Source organism: Variovorax sp. J22G73 (assembly GCF_030317035.1).
Taxonomy (GTDB): domain Bacteria; phylum Pseudomonadota; class Gammaproteobacteria; order Burkholderiales; family Burkholderiaceae_C; genus Variovorax.
Window position 1 is genome coordinate 54,967 of sequence record NZ_JASZYK010000005.1, and the last position, 14,685, is coordinate 69,651.

The window sequence follows — 14,685 nt, forward strand, 5'->3', positions numbered from 1 at the left end:
CGAAATCGCATTCCAGGTTTCGGGTTGAGGTCAATGTAGATTGTGAACTGAGGACTGTCAATAAAAGATTGTTGACAGTTTTCAATTCGCGGCCAAAATAGCGGCCATGGCAACGCACAACTCCACCTCCGCCCTGGCCTTCCTCCAATCGAGCTCGCTGCCGATGCTCATGCAGGAAGAAATCGAGCGACTCATCATGAACGGCGAGCTCGCGGTGGGCAGCCGCATCAACGAGAGCGAGCTGTCGCAGCGCTTCAACACCAGCCGCGGGCCCATTCGCGAGGCACTGCGCGCGCTGGAAGAAGCGGGCTTGGTGCGCAACGAGAAGAACCGGGGCGTGTTCGTGCGCGAGATCTCGTTCGAAGAGGCCGACGAGATCTACGAACTGCGCGAGGCGCTCGAGGAAATCATCGGCCGGCGCGTGGCCGCCAGCATGCAGCCCGACGCGCTGGAGCGCCTGGGCGCCATGATCGAGCCGATGCGCGAAGCCGCGCTGGCGCAGAACCTGGAGCAGTACGCCCAGCTCAACCTGCAGTTCCACGACATCCTGCTGGACACCGCCGGCAGCCGCAAGCTCACCGAGACCTACAAGCGCCTGGTGAAGGAGCTGCACCTGTTTCGCATGCGCGCGCTCGACACCGGCGGCGGCCTGCGCGTGTCGGCCGACGAGCACCGCGAGATCGTCGACGCCATCGCCAGCCGCGACCCCGAGGCGGCCGGCCACGTGCTGCGCCGGCACGTTGCCGGCAGCCGCGCGCGCATGCACAAGGCCATGGGCCGCACCGATGGCGCGGCAGCCACTGCGTCCACTGCGTCGACTGCGTCCACTGCGACCACGCCGGCGCCCGGCTCGCCGCACGCCCCCCAGACCTCACATCCCCCCCGCAGAACAACCTGACCCGCAAGGAGACCCGAGATGACCGTGAAAACGCTGGAAGTCAACGCCCGGAGCTATCGCTGGATGAGCCGACCCGTCGTGGTCGTGTGCGTCGACGGCTGCGAGCCCGCCTACCTGGACGCGGCCATCGCGGCCGGCGTGGCGCCGTACATCGAACGCATGCGCAAGACCGGCGCCGACCTGCTGGCCGACTGCGTGGTGCCTTCGTTCACCAACCCGAACAACCTGTCGATCGTGACGGGCGCGCCGCCCGCGGTGCACGGCATCTGCGGCAACTACTTCTTCGACCGCGAGCTGGGCCAGGAAGTGATGATGAACGACCCGAAGTACCTGCGCGCGGGCACCGTGCTGGCCGCCTTCGCCGACGCGGGCGCCAAGCTCGCGGTCGTCACCGCGAAGGACAAGCTGCGCAAGCTGCTGGGCCATCGCATGAAGGGCATCTGCTTTTCCTCGGAGAAGGCAGACCAGGCCACCATCGAGGAGAACGGCATCGACGGCGTGGTCGAGATGGTCGGCATGCCGGTGCCTTCGGTGTACAGCGCGGAGCTGTCGGAGTTCGTCTTCGCCGCCGGCGTGAAGCTGATGGCGTCGCGCCGCCCCGACCTGATGTACCTGTCGACCACCGACTACGTGCAGCACAAGGCCGCGCCCGGCAGCCCGGCCGCCAACGCCTTCTACGCCATGATGGACGGCTACCTGTCGCAGCTCGACGCCATGGGCGCCACCATCGTGCTCACGGCCGACCACGGCATGAACGACAAGCACGACGCGCAGGGCGCGCCCAAGGTCATCTACCTGCAGGACGTGCTCGACGGCTGGTACGGCAAGGACGAGGCGCGGGTCATCCTGCCCATCACCGACCCCTACGTGGTGCACCACGGCGCGCTCGGTTCCTTCGCCACCGTGTACGCGCCCGACGAGGCGCGCGTGCCCGGCTGGATCGACCGCATCAAGGGCATCCCCGGCATGGAGCTGGTGCTCTCGCGCAAGGAGGCCGCCGAGCGCTTCGAGCTGCCGCCGGACCGCATCGGCGACATCGTGGTGGTCAGCGAGCAAAGCACCGTCATCGGCACCTCGGCCAGCCGGCACGACCTGTCGGCGCTCGAGGTGCCGCTGCGCTCGCACGGCGGCGTGTCGGAGCAGCGCGTGCCGCTGATCTGCAACCGGCCCGTCGCCGGCATTGCGCCCGGCCGCCGGCTGCGCAACTTCGACGCCCTCGACCTCGCCCTGAACCACGCGCAATGACGCGCAGCTGACGCACCCCGGAGCACCCCATGAGCCAAGCCATGTTGAAGCCAGGCACCGTCCACAAGGAAGCGCTGCGCATCGCCGGAGAAAAGATCCATCGCGACCGCACCATCGAAGTCACCTACCCCTACACCGGCGAAGTGATCGCCACGGTGCCCAAGGCCACGCTGGAAGACGTGCGCCTGGCGTACCGCATCGCACGCGACTACAAGCCCACGCTCACGCGCTACGAGCGCTACAAGATCCTGATGCGCGCGGGCGAGATCATCGCGTCGCGGCTGGACGAGATCTCGCGCGTCATCACGATGGAGTCGGGCCTGTCGCGCAAGGACTCGCTGTACGAAGTGGGCCGCGCGTCGGACGTGCTGCTGTTCGCGGCCAACCAGGCGCTGGTCGACGACGGGCAGGTGTTTTCCTGCGACCTCACGCACCACGGCAAGAGCCGCAAGGTGTATACGCTGCGTGAGCCGCTGCAGGGCGTCATCACCGCCATCACGCCGTTCAACCACCCGTTGAACCAGGTGATCCACAAGGTGGCCCCCTCTGTTGCCACCAACAACCGCATGGTGCTCAAGCCGAGCGAGAAGACGCCGCTGGCGGCCTTCCTGCTGGCCGACATCCTCTATGAAGCGGGCCTGCCGCCGCCCATGCTGTCGGTCGTCACGGGCGACCCGCGCGAGATTGCCGACGAAATGCTCACGCACGCCGACGTCGACCTCGTTACCTTCACCGGCGGCGTGGCCATCGGCAAGTACATCGCGGGCAAGGCGGTGTACAAGCGCCAGATCCTGGAGCTGGGCGGCAACGATCCGATCATCGTGATGGACGACGCCGACATCGAGGAGGCCGCCACGCTCGCGGCCAGCGGTTCCTACAAGAACTCGGGCCAGCGCTGCACCGCCATCAAGCGCATGCTGGTGCAGGAGTCGGTGGCCGACCGCTTCGTGGAACTGCTGGTGGAGAAGACCCGCGCGCTGAAGCACGGCGACCCGATGGACCCGGCCACCGACGTGGGCACCGTCATCGACGAGGCGGCCGCCCGCCATTTCGAGGCCGTGGTCAACGAGGCCATTTCGGCCGGTGCGCGCCTGCTGCACGGCAACGTGCGCGACGGCGCCTCGTATTCGCCCACGGTGCTCGACCGCGTCAGCCCCGAGATGACGGTGGCCAAACACGAGACCTTCGGGCCCGTGTCGCCGGTGATCCGCTTCAAGACCATCGAGGACGCCATTCGCATCTCGAACGGCACGGCCTACGGCCTGTCGTCGTCGATCTGCACCAACCGGCTCGACGACATCACGCGCTTCATTCGCGAGCTGAACGTGGGCAGCGTCAACGTGCGCGAAGTGCCGGGCTACAGGCTGGAGCTCACGCCCTTCGGCGGCATCAAGGACTCGGGCCTGGGCTACAAGGAAGGCGTGCTCGAGGCGATGAAGAGCTTCACCAACACCAAGACCTATTCGCTGCCGTGGTAACCGACGCACCGCTTTCCGCACCGCTGGACATCCCGGGCATCGTCGCCCTGTTCGAGGCCAAGGGCCACGCGCAGTACGACGGCGAGCCCGTCACGCAGCTGGAACACGCGCTGCAGTCCGCGCACCTGGCGGAGCAGGCCGGCGCGAGCAGCGCGCTCATCGCCGCCAGCCTGCTGCACGACCTGGGGCACCTGCTGCACGACATGGGCGGCACGCCCACGCAGCAGGGCACCGACGACCTGCACCAGTACCGCAGCCGCGCCGTGCTGAAGCACCTGTTCGGCCCGGCCACGCTGGACCCGATTCGCCTGCACGTGGACGCCAAGCGCTACCTGTGCGCCCGCGAGCCGGGCTACCTGCAGGCGCTGTCCGCGGACTCGCAGCGCAGCCTGGTGCTGCAGGGCGGCGTGTTCGACGACGCGCAGGCGCTGCGCTTCGAAGCCCTGCCGCATGCGCTGGACGCCGTGCGCCTGCGCCGCTGGGACGACAGCGCCAAATGCGCCGACGCGAAGACGCCCGACCTGGCGCACTACGCGCGGCACATGGTGGCGGCGTCGCAGCAGGCGGCCATGGAGCGCGCGTGAGCGGCCTTGGCATGGATGTGCCGTTGTCGCGCCGCCCGGCCACGCCGCACGACATTCCCTTCCTGCTCGCCTTGCGGCAGCGAACCATGAACGGCCACCTGGTCGCCTCCGGCGCGGAGATCGACGACGCGCACCACATGGCGCGGCTGATGCACCGCTTCGAGTGCGCCGAAGTGCTGCTGCACCAGGGCGCGCCGGTCGGCCTGCTCAAGGTGTCGCGCGACGCGCTGGAATGGGTGGTCATCCAGATCCAGCTGGTGCCCGCGTGGCAGGGCCGCGGCATCGGCGCGGCGCTGCTGGCCGAGGTGGTCGGGCAGGCCACCCGCGCCGGCGCCGACCTCACGCTCAGCGTGTTGAAGGCGAACCCGGCCAGGGCGCTCTACGAACGCCTCGGGTTCTTCATCGAGCGCGAGAACGGTTTTTCTTACGAGATGCGGCGCAAGCCCTGACAACGCTGGAGAGCACGCGACATGCGCCCCTTCTGGATCGAACAGGCTCTCTTCAACGACGGCGACCTCGCACCCGCGCTGCAGGGCGCGCAGCGTGCCGACGTGTGCATCGTGGGCGGCGGCTTCACCGGGCTGTGGACCGCCATCCAGGCGAAGCAGCGCAACCCGGCGCTCGACATCGCCATTCTCGAAAGCGACCTGTGCGGCTCGGGCGCGAGCGGCCGCAACGGCGGCTGCCTGCTGACCTGGTCGGCCAAGTTCTTCACGCTGCGCCGGCTGTTCGGCGAGGCCGAGGCCATTCGCCTCGTGAAGGCCTCGGAGGCCGCCGTGCAGCACATCGCCGACTTCTGCCGCACGCACGGCATTGACGCCGAACTGCGGCAGGACGGCACGCTCTACACCGCCACCTCGCAAGCGCAGGTCGGCACGCTGGACCCGGTGATGAAGGGGCTGGAAGACTGCGGCATTCATTCGTACCGCACCCTGCCGCCCGACGAGGTGGCGCGCCGCTCGGGCTCCGCGCGCAACCTGGCGGGCGTGTACTCGCCCATTGCCGCGACCGTGCACCCGGGCAAGCTGGTGCGCGGCCTGCGGCGCGTGGCGCTGCGCATGGGCGTGCGCATCTACGAGCGCAGCCCGATGACCGACTTCAGCGCGGGCCACCCGACCGTGGTGCGCACGCCGGGCGGCTCGCTGGAGGCACCGAAGCTGGTGCTGGCGATGAACGCGTGGATGGCCGGCGCGCTGCCGCAGTTCGAGCGCAGCATCGCCATCGTGTCCAGCGACATGGTCATCACCGAGAAGTGCCCCGAACTGCTGCGCGCCACGGGCCTGACCGACGGCGTGTCGGTGCTCGACTCGCGCACCTTCGTGTACTACTACCGCACCACGGTCGACGGCCGGCTGATGCTCGGCAAGGGCGGCAACACCTTCGCCTGGGGCGGGCGCATCGCGCCCGTGTTCGACCAGCGCTCGCCGTACGAGGCCGACCTGAAGCGCGCGCTGGACGACTTTTTTCCCTCGCTGCGCCACGTGCCCGTGACCGCCAGCTGGAACGGCCCCTCGGACCGCTCGGTGACCGGCTTTCCGTTCTTCGGCAAGCTCGACGGCGTGCCGCACATCTACTACGGCTTCGGCTATTCGGGCAACGGCGTGGGGCCGACGTATATGGGCGGGCAGATCCTGTCGTCGCTGCTGCTGGACGAGGACAACGCATGGACGCGCAGCCCGCTGCTGCAGGGGCCGCTGGGTTTGTTTCCGCCGGAACCGATCCGCTACATCGGCTCGATCGTCGTGCGCGACGCCATCCGCCGCAAGGAAGCGGCGGAAGACCGCGACACGCGGCCTTGGATGGTCGACCGGCTGCTGAGCAAATTCGCGAACGCGGCGGGAAAGGCGGACAAGGCCTGAGCGAACGCGGCGAACCCGGGCCAGCGCGTCAGTTCGCGCGGGCCGCGATGGCGTCGAAGAACGACGAAATCAGCCGGCTCTCGCGCCGCTCTCGCAGGCAGCACACGTGGATGTGCGTGGACACCACGTCGCCCTCGATGCGCACCGGCCGCAGCCGCGGATCGGGCACGTACTCCGACTGCGAGACCGTGCCGATGCCCAGCCCGCGCGCCACCGCTTCGCGCAGCGCCTCGCGGCTGCCGATTTCCATCGCGACCTGCACGCTCACGCCGCGCTCGAGCAGCGCGTCTTCCAGCGCCTTGCGCGTGGTGGAGCCGGGCTCGCGCATCAGCAGCGGCTGGCCCGCCAGCTCCTTCAGCGCGATGGATTCGCGTTTCGCGAACGGGTGCGACACGTGCACGAAGGCAATCACCGGGTAGCGCGCGTACAGCTGCATGTGGTAGCGCGCATCGGGGAAGCGGCTGGCCACGACGCCGACGTCGCTCACGTACTTGTCGAGCGCGTCGAGCACCACCTCGGAGTTGCCCAGCGTGACCGAGATCTTGATGCGCGGATGCACCGCGTGGTAGGCCTCGATCATCTCGGTGACATGGAAGGGCCCCACGGCGCCCACCTTCAACGAGCCGCGGCGCAGCTGGCCGCTGTCGTCCAGCAGCGAGCTCATGTCGCCCTCGAGCGCGATCATGCGGCGCGCCAGCGGCAGCATTTCCAGCCCCAGCGCGGAGAGCTCCACGCGCCGGCCGCGGCGGTGGAACAGCTCGGCGCCGTACTCGCGCTCCATCATCTGGATCTGCGAGTTGAGCGTGCTGTGGCTCATGCCCAGCGTGCGCGCGGCGGCGGTGAAGCCGCCGTCGTGCGCGACCGCGATGAAGGCGCGAATCTGGTTGAGCGTCACTGCAAGGGTCTCCCGGCCTCTGTGGGGTTTGAATGGCGGACATGATGCCGACGGATCGTGATGCCCGTGTGTAAGCGGGGCAAGCCGCAATGCTCTTCAGCGTCGCCAGGGCTACCCGCCGTTGCGGGCTATGCGGGCTGTGCGGGTTATGCGGGTTATGCGGGTTATGCGGGTTATGCGGGCGCGATGCCCATGGCCGGGTCGCTCACGCCGTCCTGCCCCGTTTCCAGTCGGCCCGCGAAGCGCCGCTCGAAGCCGCCAGGCATGGCCAGTGTGAAGTCATACCAGCTGCGCGTGTCCGCCAGGCTCCACGTCGGTTCCACCTGCATGCCGGGCGCCACGGTGTAGGTCCACGGGCCGTCGCTTCGGTAGGCGTTGGCGGTGACGGTCACCGTCGCTGGTGCGTTGCCCATGTTCATGACGGTGAGGTACACCGAATTGCCCGCGGGGTCGTAGCACACGCGCACCTCGGGGTTCGCTCCGGCGGCCAGCGCGGCGAGGTCGCCCTTGAAGTGCCGGTGGAAGCCGTTCGCGCCCAGCACCCACAGGCTGTATCTGCCCGCATTGCCCCCGTTGCCTGCGTTGCCCGCCCCGGCCTTCCATGCGTCCGAAATCATCTTGCCGGGTTCCACGGTGAAGCGGCGCGGGTAGCGCGACAGGTCGAGCTCGTCGTACACATGGAACACAGCGCCCTGCGTGCCCGTGTTGCTGAACGTGAGCCACACCTGCCCGTTGGCCAGGTCGACGTTGGCGCTGGTGTGCAGCCGGTAGGGCAGCGCGCGTGAAGGCCGAAGGGCCAGCGCCTGGGAAGGCAGCGGCACCGAGCCCGCCGCCGGCACGGGCACGCCGGGCGCGGCCACCTGCTGCGTGAGCGTGGCATCGGCCTGCGCCCGGGTCGGCGCGGTCGCCAGCGCGGGCTTGGCGCTGTTCGGGTTGCGAAAGTCGAAGCACGACATCAGGTCGCCGAACACGGCGCGCCGCCACGGGCTGATGTTGCTTTCGCGCACGCCGAAGCGCTGCTCCAGGAAGCGCAAGGTCGAGGTGTGGTCGAACACCTGCGAGTTGACCCAGCCGCCCACGCTCCAGGGCGAAATCACCAGCATCGGCAGGCGCACGCCGGCGCCGAAGGGCCGGCCGTCGGGCGTCACCTTCTTCGTGTCGCCGGCGGGCGCGGGCATCGTGTAGTACTCGTTGGCGATGTCGGCCGTCGATTTGCCTTCGTAGCTGCCGTCGGCGTTGCGCCATGGCGGGGCGGGCGGGGGCATGTGGTCGAAGAAGCAGTCGTTCTCGTCGAAGTTGACGATGAGCACCGTCTTGCTCCACACCTCGGGGTTGGCGGTGAGCATGTCTAGCAGGGTCTGCATGTACCACGCGCCCTGGCCCGGCACGGACATGCTCGGGTGCTCGCTGTAGGGCCCGGGCGCGACGATCCAGCTCACCTGCGGCAGCGTGCCCGCGGCAATGTCGTCGGCCACGGCCTGCAGGTAGCCGCCGTCGGGCATGGTGTTGCCGAAGCCCTTGTACAGCGGCGACTGCGCTTCCATCGCGGGGCTGTAGGCGGTGTTCGGCGAGCCCTGCGCGCGCAGTTGCTCGTCCACCGCGCGGTACGAGGCGAAGGCGACGAGCTGGTTGTTGTTGCTGTTGTTGCCCGGTCGGTTGTAGACCTTCCAGCGCACGCCCGCGGCCTGCAGGCGCTCGGGGTAGGTGGTCCAGGGCAGGCCGTCGGCCGAGGGGCCCAGGCCGCCCCAGTTGGCGTTGGTCACGCAGGCCTGGCCGGCCACGTTGGCGCCGTTGGTGCCGCTCCACATGAACATGCGGTTGGTGAAGGTGCCGGTGTGGATCGACGTGTGGTACGCGTCGCAGATCGTGAAGGCGTTGGCCAGCGCCCAGTGGAACGGCAGGTCCGGCTGCTGCAGGTAGCCCATCGAGATCTTGGTGCCCTTGGCCTTGGGCCATGCGGCCATGCGCCCGCCGTCCCATGCGGATTGCTGGTCGCCCCAGTCGTGCGCGCCGCCCACGCGCAGGGCATTGCCCTTGGTGGCGTCGAGGTAGAAGGGCTGCACCGCGTCGGCCGCGCCCTGCTGCAGCCACACCGGCTGGCCCGAGGCCATCGGAATGGTGAAGCGGTCGCTGAAGCCGCGCACGCCGGGCATGGTGCCGTAGTAGTGGTCGAAGGAGCGGTTCTCCTGCATCAGGATGATGACGTGCTCCACGTCGTTGATGGTGCCCGTGGCGTTGTTCGCCGGAATGGCCAGCGCGCGCTGGATGGCGGGCGGAAAGGGGCCGAGGGCGGCGCCGGCCGCGACGGCGCGAAGCAGCGCGCGGCGATTCAATGAGGTCATGGTGGGTGTGTGGCCGTTGTTTGATGGAGCGGTGCGCGTGGGTCTTCAGGGCGCGCAGTCGAGCCTGGCGTGCTGCTGCGCAGGGGGCACGTCGGTGCCGCCGGCGGCGCAGCTGGCGCAGGGCGCGGGCCCTAGGGGGGCTTGTTCGGGAGCCGCGCCGTCGCCGGTGGTGGCCGGCGCGGCAGCCGTGGGGAGCATCGCTGGCAGCTGGGCGCCGCCACCTCCACCACCACCGCCGCCGCACGCGGCGACGAACACGCAGGCCGTGCCCGCGGCGGCCAGGGCGCGCAGCCCAGGAAGAAAGCTGGACGTCATCGTGCTTCCCCTCAGTGGGCCGACAGCGTCGACAGCGGCTTGTTCGACAGGAAGATCGACTGCAGCTCCGCATCGCTCAGCACGCGGTTCCACATCGCCAGGTCGCCGAAGTGGTGTTGGTACGTGGGCGCGGTGGCGCACTTGCCCGCGAAGTAGGGCGGCGTGACCGAGCCGTTGCACTTGTTCATCAGGAAGGTGCCGGTGCCGTCGTCGCCGATGCCCCACTGCGGGTACGGCGAGAGCTTCGACAGGTCCACGCTGCCGGTCGACTTGCCCACGGCCACACGGTTGGTGGTGCTCGTCACCGGGTCGAACACGGTCATGTTCATCGTCTTGGCCACGCCGTCGACCGAGAAGGCGATGTACACCCAGCGGTTGACGGTGATCTGCGTGTAGGGGCTGGTCGGCCCGTCGGCGCGCACCCCGCCGCCCGAGCCGATGTTGAAGGCCACGCCGCACTGGTTGCCCGCGCTGGCGAACAGGCCGATGGCCACGCCCGCGTTACCGCCGCTCACATAGCTCTTGTTGGAGACGATGGTGACGTTGTTGGTCGCCACGCACGACGGCGTCTTGAACCACAGGCCGATGGTGAACTGCGGCGCCGTGCCCTTCGAGATGTCGAAGCCCGCGGCCGGCGTGAGCCGGTAGCCCTCGACGCCCGCGGTGGTGACGAAGTTGGTGTCGACCAGCAGGCCGCTGCTGCCCGCGAAGGGACCGGGCACGACGAGGCCGGCCGCCGCCGGGAGGTCGCTTGCGGCGGGGCCCATCGTGCTGTGCGCCATGGCGTCCACCGGCGGCAGCGTGGCGCTGAACGGGTAGTAAGACACCAGGCCGTTCAGCAGCGACGCGGCCAGCGGCACCGGCGGCACGTAGGACACCAGGGGCGAGAGCACGGCCCGCGATGCGGCACCCGCGCCTTCATTCGCTTCTTCACCTGCTTCTTCGCCTGCCTGCACCGCGTAGCTGAACTGGTAGGTGCCCTTGGCGTTCAGCACCTGCGAGAGCTGGTTGTCGGTGTAGGTGGCGGTGCCCGCCGGGAGCTTCGACGCGATGACCTGCCCGTCGCGCAGCACGGTCACGGTGCCCGTGGCGGGCGCCGTCCACGTCAGCACGACGCTGGCGCTGGCGGAGTTGTTGTCAGCCACCGACGCGCCCAGCTGCGACACGGGTTGCGCGCCGAGCAGCCGGGCGCCGTCCATCGCGTAGTTCTTCGCCTCCGGCAACGCGCCCAGGTGGGCGAGCACGGTGGGTGCCACGTCGGCGAGGCTGGCGTTCGCATAGAGCTCGGCCAGCGTGGCCGGCACGCTCGCGCCCACGCCCTGCGCGCCGATGTTGGCGGGCTGGTTCAGGCCGATGAAGGTGCTCGACTCGGGCACCAGCGGCAGGCCATCGTCCTGGCTGTTGGCGCTGAGCCCGTGGTTGCCGGTCACCACCACCAGCCAGCGTTCGCTCGCGCGCTTCGAGGTGGCGTCGACCAGCGTGCCGACGGCCTTGTCGAGCTTTGCCAGCGTGCCTGCGTACTGCGCGGAGCCGAGGCCGAAGTCGCGCGCGGCGTCCTTGCTCGCGCGGTACTGCGCGAGCACCGTGGCGTAGCCGCCGCCGATCAGTTGCGTGGCCTGCGTGGTCACGCAGTCGGTGGCGGCGGCATCGGCGGAGCAGTCGGTGAGCGTGGCCAGCGAGCCGCTGTCGTGGTCGGAGGACAGCAGCTGCGCCAGGCCGGCGGAGGCCACGGCTGCGCCGTTGGCCCCGAGGTTCTTCGCCGTGCCGATCTGGAACACGGTGGCGGTGCGCACCGCCTGCTTCGGTGCCTCGGACATCACCTGGTGGCGGCTGGCCCAGCTGCCGGTCAGCAGCGTGGCCCAGCCGGGCGTGTCCAGCGTGGGTTGCTGGCTCGGCGTGCCGGCCATGCCGCCGCTGTAGGCCAGCCGCAGGTCGAGCTTCGCGAGGTGGGGCAGGGTGCCCGCGGCGATGCCGGCCTGCACCGCGCTGTAGGTGGCGCCGTCGAGGTCGATGACCAGCGCGCGCGGGGTGCCCGGGGTGCCCGGGATGGTCGGTGTGTCAGGCGTTTCGGGTGCGGTGGCCGCAGGCGGCGGCAAGGCCACGCCCGCGCTGCCCGAGCTGCCACCGCCGCAGGCGCTCAACGTGACGGCCGTGGCCACGAGCACGGCGGTGATGGCGAAGGCACGCGCCTGCCGGCCGGTGTCTCGAAAGGACGTGAAGGGAGATCGCGCGACTGACATGTTTCGACTGCCTCTGATGTGGGGGTGGTCGAATTACAGAAGAGCGGGGTGACGTGCCAGCGACGAAAGCCCATGAGTATTTCGATGCTCCTGTCGGTTTTTTCGTCAGGAGCGCGCGCGGCATGTCGTGGAGGATCGTGCAACAAACGCGGACTCTCAGGTCTTCGCGCACAAGGCCCCGGCAAATAGCATTTGCGTCTTCACATTCTGGAGAGACGCAATGAGCAACACGAATCAAGGCAAGGTCGTTCTCGTCACCGGCGCGAGCAGCGGCATCGGCGAAGCCGTGACGCGCGCGCTGGCCGCGGCGGGGCACCGCGTGGTGATCGGCGCGCGGCGCACCGAGCGCCTGCAGGCATTGACGCTCGAGCTGCGCGAGCAGGGCCTGCGCGTGAGCGCCCGCGCGCTGGACGTCACGCGCCTCGAAGACATGCAGCAGTTCGTCGCCTTCGCGGAGGCCACGTACGGGCCGGTCGACGTGATCGTCAACAACGCGGGGGTCATGCCGCTGTCGCCGCTGAACGCGCTCAAGGTCGACGAGTGGAACCGCATGCTCGACGTGAACGTGCGCGGCGTGCTGCATGGCATCGCGGCCGTGCTGCCGGGCATGGAGGCGCGCGGAAAGGGCCAGGTCGTCAATGTCTCTTCCATCGGCGGCCACGCGGTCTCGCCGACCGCGGCGGTGTACTGCGCCACCAAGTACGCGGTGCGCGCCATCTCCGACGGGCTGCGCCAGGAAACGGACCGCATCCGCGTCACGGTCATCAGCCCGGGCGTGGTCGAGTCGGAGCTGGCGGACTCCATCACCGACGACAGCGCGCGCGACGCGATGAAGGCGTTCCGGCGCATCGCGATCCCGCCGGAGGCGATTGCGCGCGCCGTGGCGTACGCGATCGACCAGCCGGACGATGTGGACGTGAGCGAGGTGATCGTGCGGCCTACCGCCAGCCCCTATTGAGAGGGACTGAGGGCGGGCTCGTCGACGGTCAGTGCACGTCGAGCTGCAGCTGCTTCAGGTCGTCCAGCATGCGCGGGCCGCCCGGTTCCCAGCCGAGTTGCTTGCGCGTCTGCGTGCTCGATGCCGTCATGTCGTGGGCCGCGAACATCGCGAGCCAGCCGAAGGTGGCGGCTGCGTCTTCGGCGGCGATGGAGCGCGTCGGCAGGTTGAGCCGGCGGCCCAGCGTTTCGGCGATTTCGCGAAACGAGACGCCCGTTTCCGCCACCGCGTGGTACTTCGCGCCCGGCTCGGCCCGCTCCAGCGCGAGCCTGTACAGGCGGGCCACGTCCGAGATGTGCGCGGCGGGCCAGCTGACGCTGCCGTCTCCGATGTACGTGCACGCGCCCTTGTCGCGGTAGACATCGATCACGTAGGTGATCAGGCCCTGGCGGCGCGTGTCGTGCACCTGCGGCAGGCGCACGACGGACACGTTGATGCCGTCCGCCGCCAGTGCCGCGGCCGCTTCTTCGGATGCCGCGCGCGGGTTCGTTTGCGAGCCGACGGTCGCGCCGTCTTCGGTCGCCGGCTGGCCCGGCGCGGTGTTGGCGATGGCCGTGCCGGAGGTGACGAGCAAGGGGCGCTTCGAGCCCGCGAGCGCCGCGCCCAGCGTGGCGATCACGCGGCGGTCGTCCTCGCAGTTCGCCGCGAACTTCGAGAAGTCGTGGTTGAACGCGAGGTGGATGACGCCGTCCGAACGGGCCGCGCCCTGCGTGAGGATGTCCGCGTCCTCGATCGATCCGAGCAGCACCTCGGCCCCGGCGGCGGCCAGGTCGGCGGCCTTCTCCTGCGAGCGGCAGAGACCGAGCACGCCGTGCCCCGCCGCAATCAATTCCTTCACCACCGCCGAGCCGATGAAGCCGGTGGCGCCTGTGACAAATACCTGCATGGAACAGTCTCCAAAAACGTCGAAGGAAGCACTGTCCGCGCTGCGCTCATCCCGGTAAAGTAGTGAGCTCATCATGGTATGAAAGCTAACAGGATGGACAAGCGCGTGGTGCCCCCGCCCGAGAGCGCGCTCGGCGCGTACCTGAAAGACAGGCGAACCAAGCTGGACCCGGCGGCGCTGGGTTTCTCGGTGCAGCGCCGCCGCACGCCCGGCCTGCGGCGCGAAGAAGTGGCGCAGCGCGCCCACATCAGCCCCACCTGGTACACGTGGCTGGAGCAGGGACGCGGCGGCGCGCCTTCGGCGGAAGTGCTCGGGCGCATCGCGCACGCGCTGATGCTCACGGACTTCGAGCGCGAGCACCTCTTTTTGCTGGGCCTGGGCCGCCCGCCCGACGTGCGCTACCAGCAGCGCGAAGGCGTCACGCCGCGGCTGCAGCGCGTGCTCGACGCGCTGGACCCGAGCCCGGCCATCATCCGCACCGCCTGCTGGGACGTGGTCGCGTGGAACCGCGCGGCCACCGTGATGCTGCTGGACTACGGCTCGCTGCCGCCGGAGCGCCGCAACATCCTGCGCTACATCTTTCTCGACCCGAGGCCGCGCGCCGAGCAGCTCGACTGGGAGAGCGTCGCGCGCTTCGTGCTCGGCGCGTTCAGGGTGGACGCGGCGCGCGCCGGCGCGGCGGCGGCGGTGCAGCCGCTGGTCGACGAGCTGAGCCACCTCAGCCCCGAGTTCAAGGCCATGTGGGCCGACAACGAGATCCGCGGCGCGCATGGGGAGGCGGTCAAGCACATCACGCATCCGACCCTCGGGCCGCTGGCCTTCGAGTACTCGGCGTTCGCGGTGGACGGGCGCACGGACCTGAGCATGGTGGTCTACAACCCGGCGACGCCGGAGGATGCGAAGAAGATCAGTGGGCGGGTCGAGTCGGCAGAGGGGTAGGCATAGG

The 14,685-nt window shown here is 69.4% G+C and carries 13 protein-coding genes; 8 read left to right on the top strand and 5 right to left on the bottom strand.

Annotation, left to right across the window (positions count from 1 at the left end):
- Positions 1 to 106 precede the first annotated feature (106 nt).
- Genes QTI51_RS19740 through QTI51_RS19765 form a run of 6 tightly spaced genes read left to right on the top strand, consistent with a single transcriptional unit; the run spans position 107 to position 6,064 of the window.
- Positions 107 to 898: a phosphonate utilization associated transcriptional regulator gene (locus QTI51_RS19740; protein WP_286515223.1), complete on the top strand. Its 792-nt coding sequence runs from the start codon at positions 107 to 109 to the stop codon at positions 896 to 898.
- A gap of 18 nt (positions 899 to 916) precedes the next feature.
- Entirely contained in the window at positions 917 to 2,143 is a 1,227-nt protein-coding gene (gene phnA, locus QTI51_RS19745) for a phosphonoacetate hydrolase (protein WP_286515224.1), read from the top strand.
- 29 nt (positions 2,144 to 2,172) lie between these two features.
- Positions 2,173 to 3,621 (top strand): phosphonoacetaldehyde dehydrogenase, encoded by a 1,449-nt coding sequence (phnY, locus tag QTI51_RS19750; RefSeq protein WP_286515225.1) that lies wholly within the window; start codon positions 2,173 to 2,175, stop codon positions 3,619 to 3,621.
- Positions 3,615 to 4,205 carry a phosphonate degradation HD-domain oxygenase gene (locus tag QTI51_RS19755; RefSeq protein ID WP_503011527.1) on the top strand — a complete coding sequence of 197 codons (591 nt, stop codon included), beginning with the start codon at positions 3,615 to 3,617 and terminating at the stop codon, positions 4,203 to 4,205. Before phnY ends, QTI51_RS19755 begins: the two co-directional genes overlap by 7 nt.
- A complete protein-coding gene (locus tag QTI51_RS19760; protein ID WP_286515226.1) occupies positions 4,202 to 4,654 on the top strand; it encodes a GNAT family N-acetyltransferase in 453 nt (150 codons plus the stop codon). The genes QTI51_RS19755 and QTI51_RS19760 overlap by 4 nt, the downstream gene beginning before the upstream one ends.
- A 21-nt stretch (positions 4,655 to 4,675) precedes the next feature.
- On the top strand, positions 4,676 to 6,064 hold the full coding sequence (locus QTI51_RS19765; protein ID WP_286515227.1) for an FAD-dependent oxidoreductase: 1,389 nt from the start codon (positions 4,676 to 4,678) through the stop codon (positions 6,062 to 6,064).
- Positions 6,065 to 6,092: 28 nt separating this feature from the next.
- On the opposite strand, the gene QTI51_RS19770 is transcribed toward QTI51_RS19765, so the two are convergent.
- From QTI51_RS19770 to QTI51_RS19785, 4 genes are all read right to left on the bottom strand, one after another.
- A complete protein-coding gene (locus tag QTI51_RS19770) occupies positions 6,093 to 6,959 on the bottom strand; it encodes a LysR substrate-binding domain-containing protein (RefSeq protein ID WP_116911237.1) in 867 nt (288 codons plus the stop codon).
- Positions 6,960 to 7,132: 173 nt separating this feature from the next.
- Positions 7,133 to 9,301, bottom strand: a complete 2,169-nt coding sequence (locus tag QTI51_RS19775) for a phosphocholine-specific phospholipase C (RefSeq protein ID WP_286515229.1) — start codon at positions 9,299 to 9,301, stop codon at positions 7,133 to 7,135.
- 45 nt (positions 9,302 to 9,346) lie between these two features.
- A complete protein-coding gene (locus QTI51_RS19780; protein WP_286515231.1) occupies positions 9,347 to 9,616 on the bottom strand; it encodes a hypothetical protein in 270 nt (89 codons plus the stop codon).
- Positions 9,617 to 9,627: 11 nt separating this feature from the next.
- Entirely contained in the window at positions 9,628 to 11,856 is a 2,229-nt protein-coding gene (locus QTI51_RS19785) for a hypothetical protein (protein WP_286515233.1), read from the bottom strand.
- A 220-nt stretch (positions 11,857 to 12,076) separates the two neighbouring features.
- Between QTI51_RS19785 and QTI51_RS19790 the strand changes: the two genes are divergently transcribed.
- Positions 12,077 to 12,814, top strand: a complete 738-nt coding sequence (locus QTI51_RS19790; RefSeq protein ID WP_286515235.1) for an SDR family oxidoreductase — start codon at positions 12,077 to 12,079, stop codon at positions 12,812 to 12,814.
- 28 nt (positions 12,815 to 12,842) lie between these two features.
- On the opposite strand, the gene QTI51_RS19795 is transcribed toward QTI51_RS19790, so the two are convergent.
- Positions 12,843 to 13,739 carry an SDR family oxidoreductase gene (locus tag QTI51_RS19795; RefSeq protein ID WP_286515236.1) on the bottom strand — a complete coding sequence of 299 codons (897 nt, stop codon included), beginning with the start codon at positions 13,737 to 13,739 and terminating at the stop codon, positions 12,843 to 12,845.
- Between the two features lie 78 nt (positions 13,740 to 13,817).
- On the opposite strand from QTI51_RS19795, the gene QTI51_RS19800 reads away from it, so the two are divergent.
- Positions 13,818 to 14,678 carry a helix-turn-helix transcriptional regulator gene (locus QTI51_RS19800; RefSeq protein ID WP_286515238.1) on the top strand — a complete coding sequence of 287 codons (861 nt, stop codon included), beginning with the start codon at positions 13,818 to 13,820 and terminating at the stop codon, positions 14,676 to 14,678.
- Positions 14,679 to 14,685: the final 7 nt, after the last annotated feature.

Coding starts and splice junctions, on each gene's coding strand:
- QTI51_RS19740 (WP_286515223.1), top strand. CDS start 107: ATGGCAACGCACAACTCCACCTCCGCCCTGGCCTTCCTCCAATCGAGC.
- phnA (WP_286515224.1), top strand. CDS start 917: ATGACCGTGAAAACGCTGGAAGTCAACGCCCGGAGCTATCGCTGGATG.
- phnY (WP_286515225.1), top strand. CDS start 2,173: ATGAGCCAAGCCATGTTGAAGCCAGGCACCGTCCACAAGGAAGCGCTG.
- QTI51_RS19765 (WP_286515227.1), top strand. CDS start 4,676: ATGCGCCCCTTCTGGATCGAACAGGCTCTCTTCAACGACGGCGACCTC.
- QTI51_RS19775 (WP_286515229.1), bottom strand. CDS start 9,301: ATGACCTCATTGAATCGCCGCGCGCTGCTTCGCGCCGTCGCGGCCGGC.
- QTI51_RS19780 (WP_286515231.1), bottom strand. CDS start 9,616: ATGACGTCCAGCTTTCTTCCTGGGCTGCGCGCCCTGGCCGCCGCGGGC.
- QTI51_RS19785 (WP_286515233.1), bottom strand. CDS start 11,856: ATGTCAGTCGCGCGATCTCCCTTCACGTCCTTTCGAGACACCGGCCGG.
- QTI51_RS19790 (WP_286515235.1), top strand. CDS start 12,077: ATGAGCAACACGAATCAAGGCAAGGTCGTTCTCGTCACCGGCGCGAGC.
- QTI51_RS19795 (WP_286515236.1), bottom strand. CDS start 13,739: ATGCAGGTATTTGTCACAGGCGCCACCGGCTTCATCGGCTCGGCGGTG.
- QTI51_RS19800 (WP_286515238.1), top strand. CDS start 13,818: ATGAAAGCTAACAGGATGGACAAGCGCGTGGTGCCCCCGCCCGAGAGC.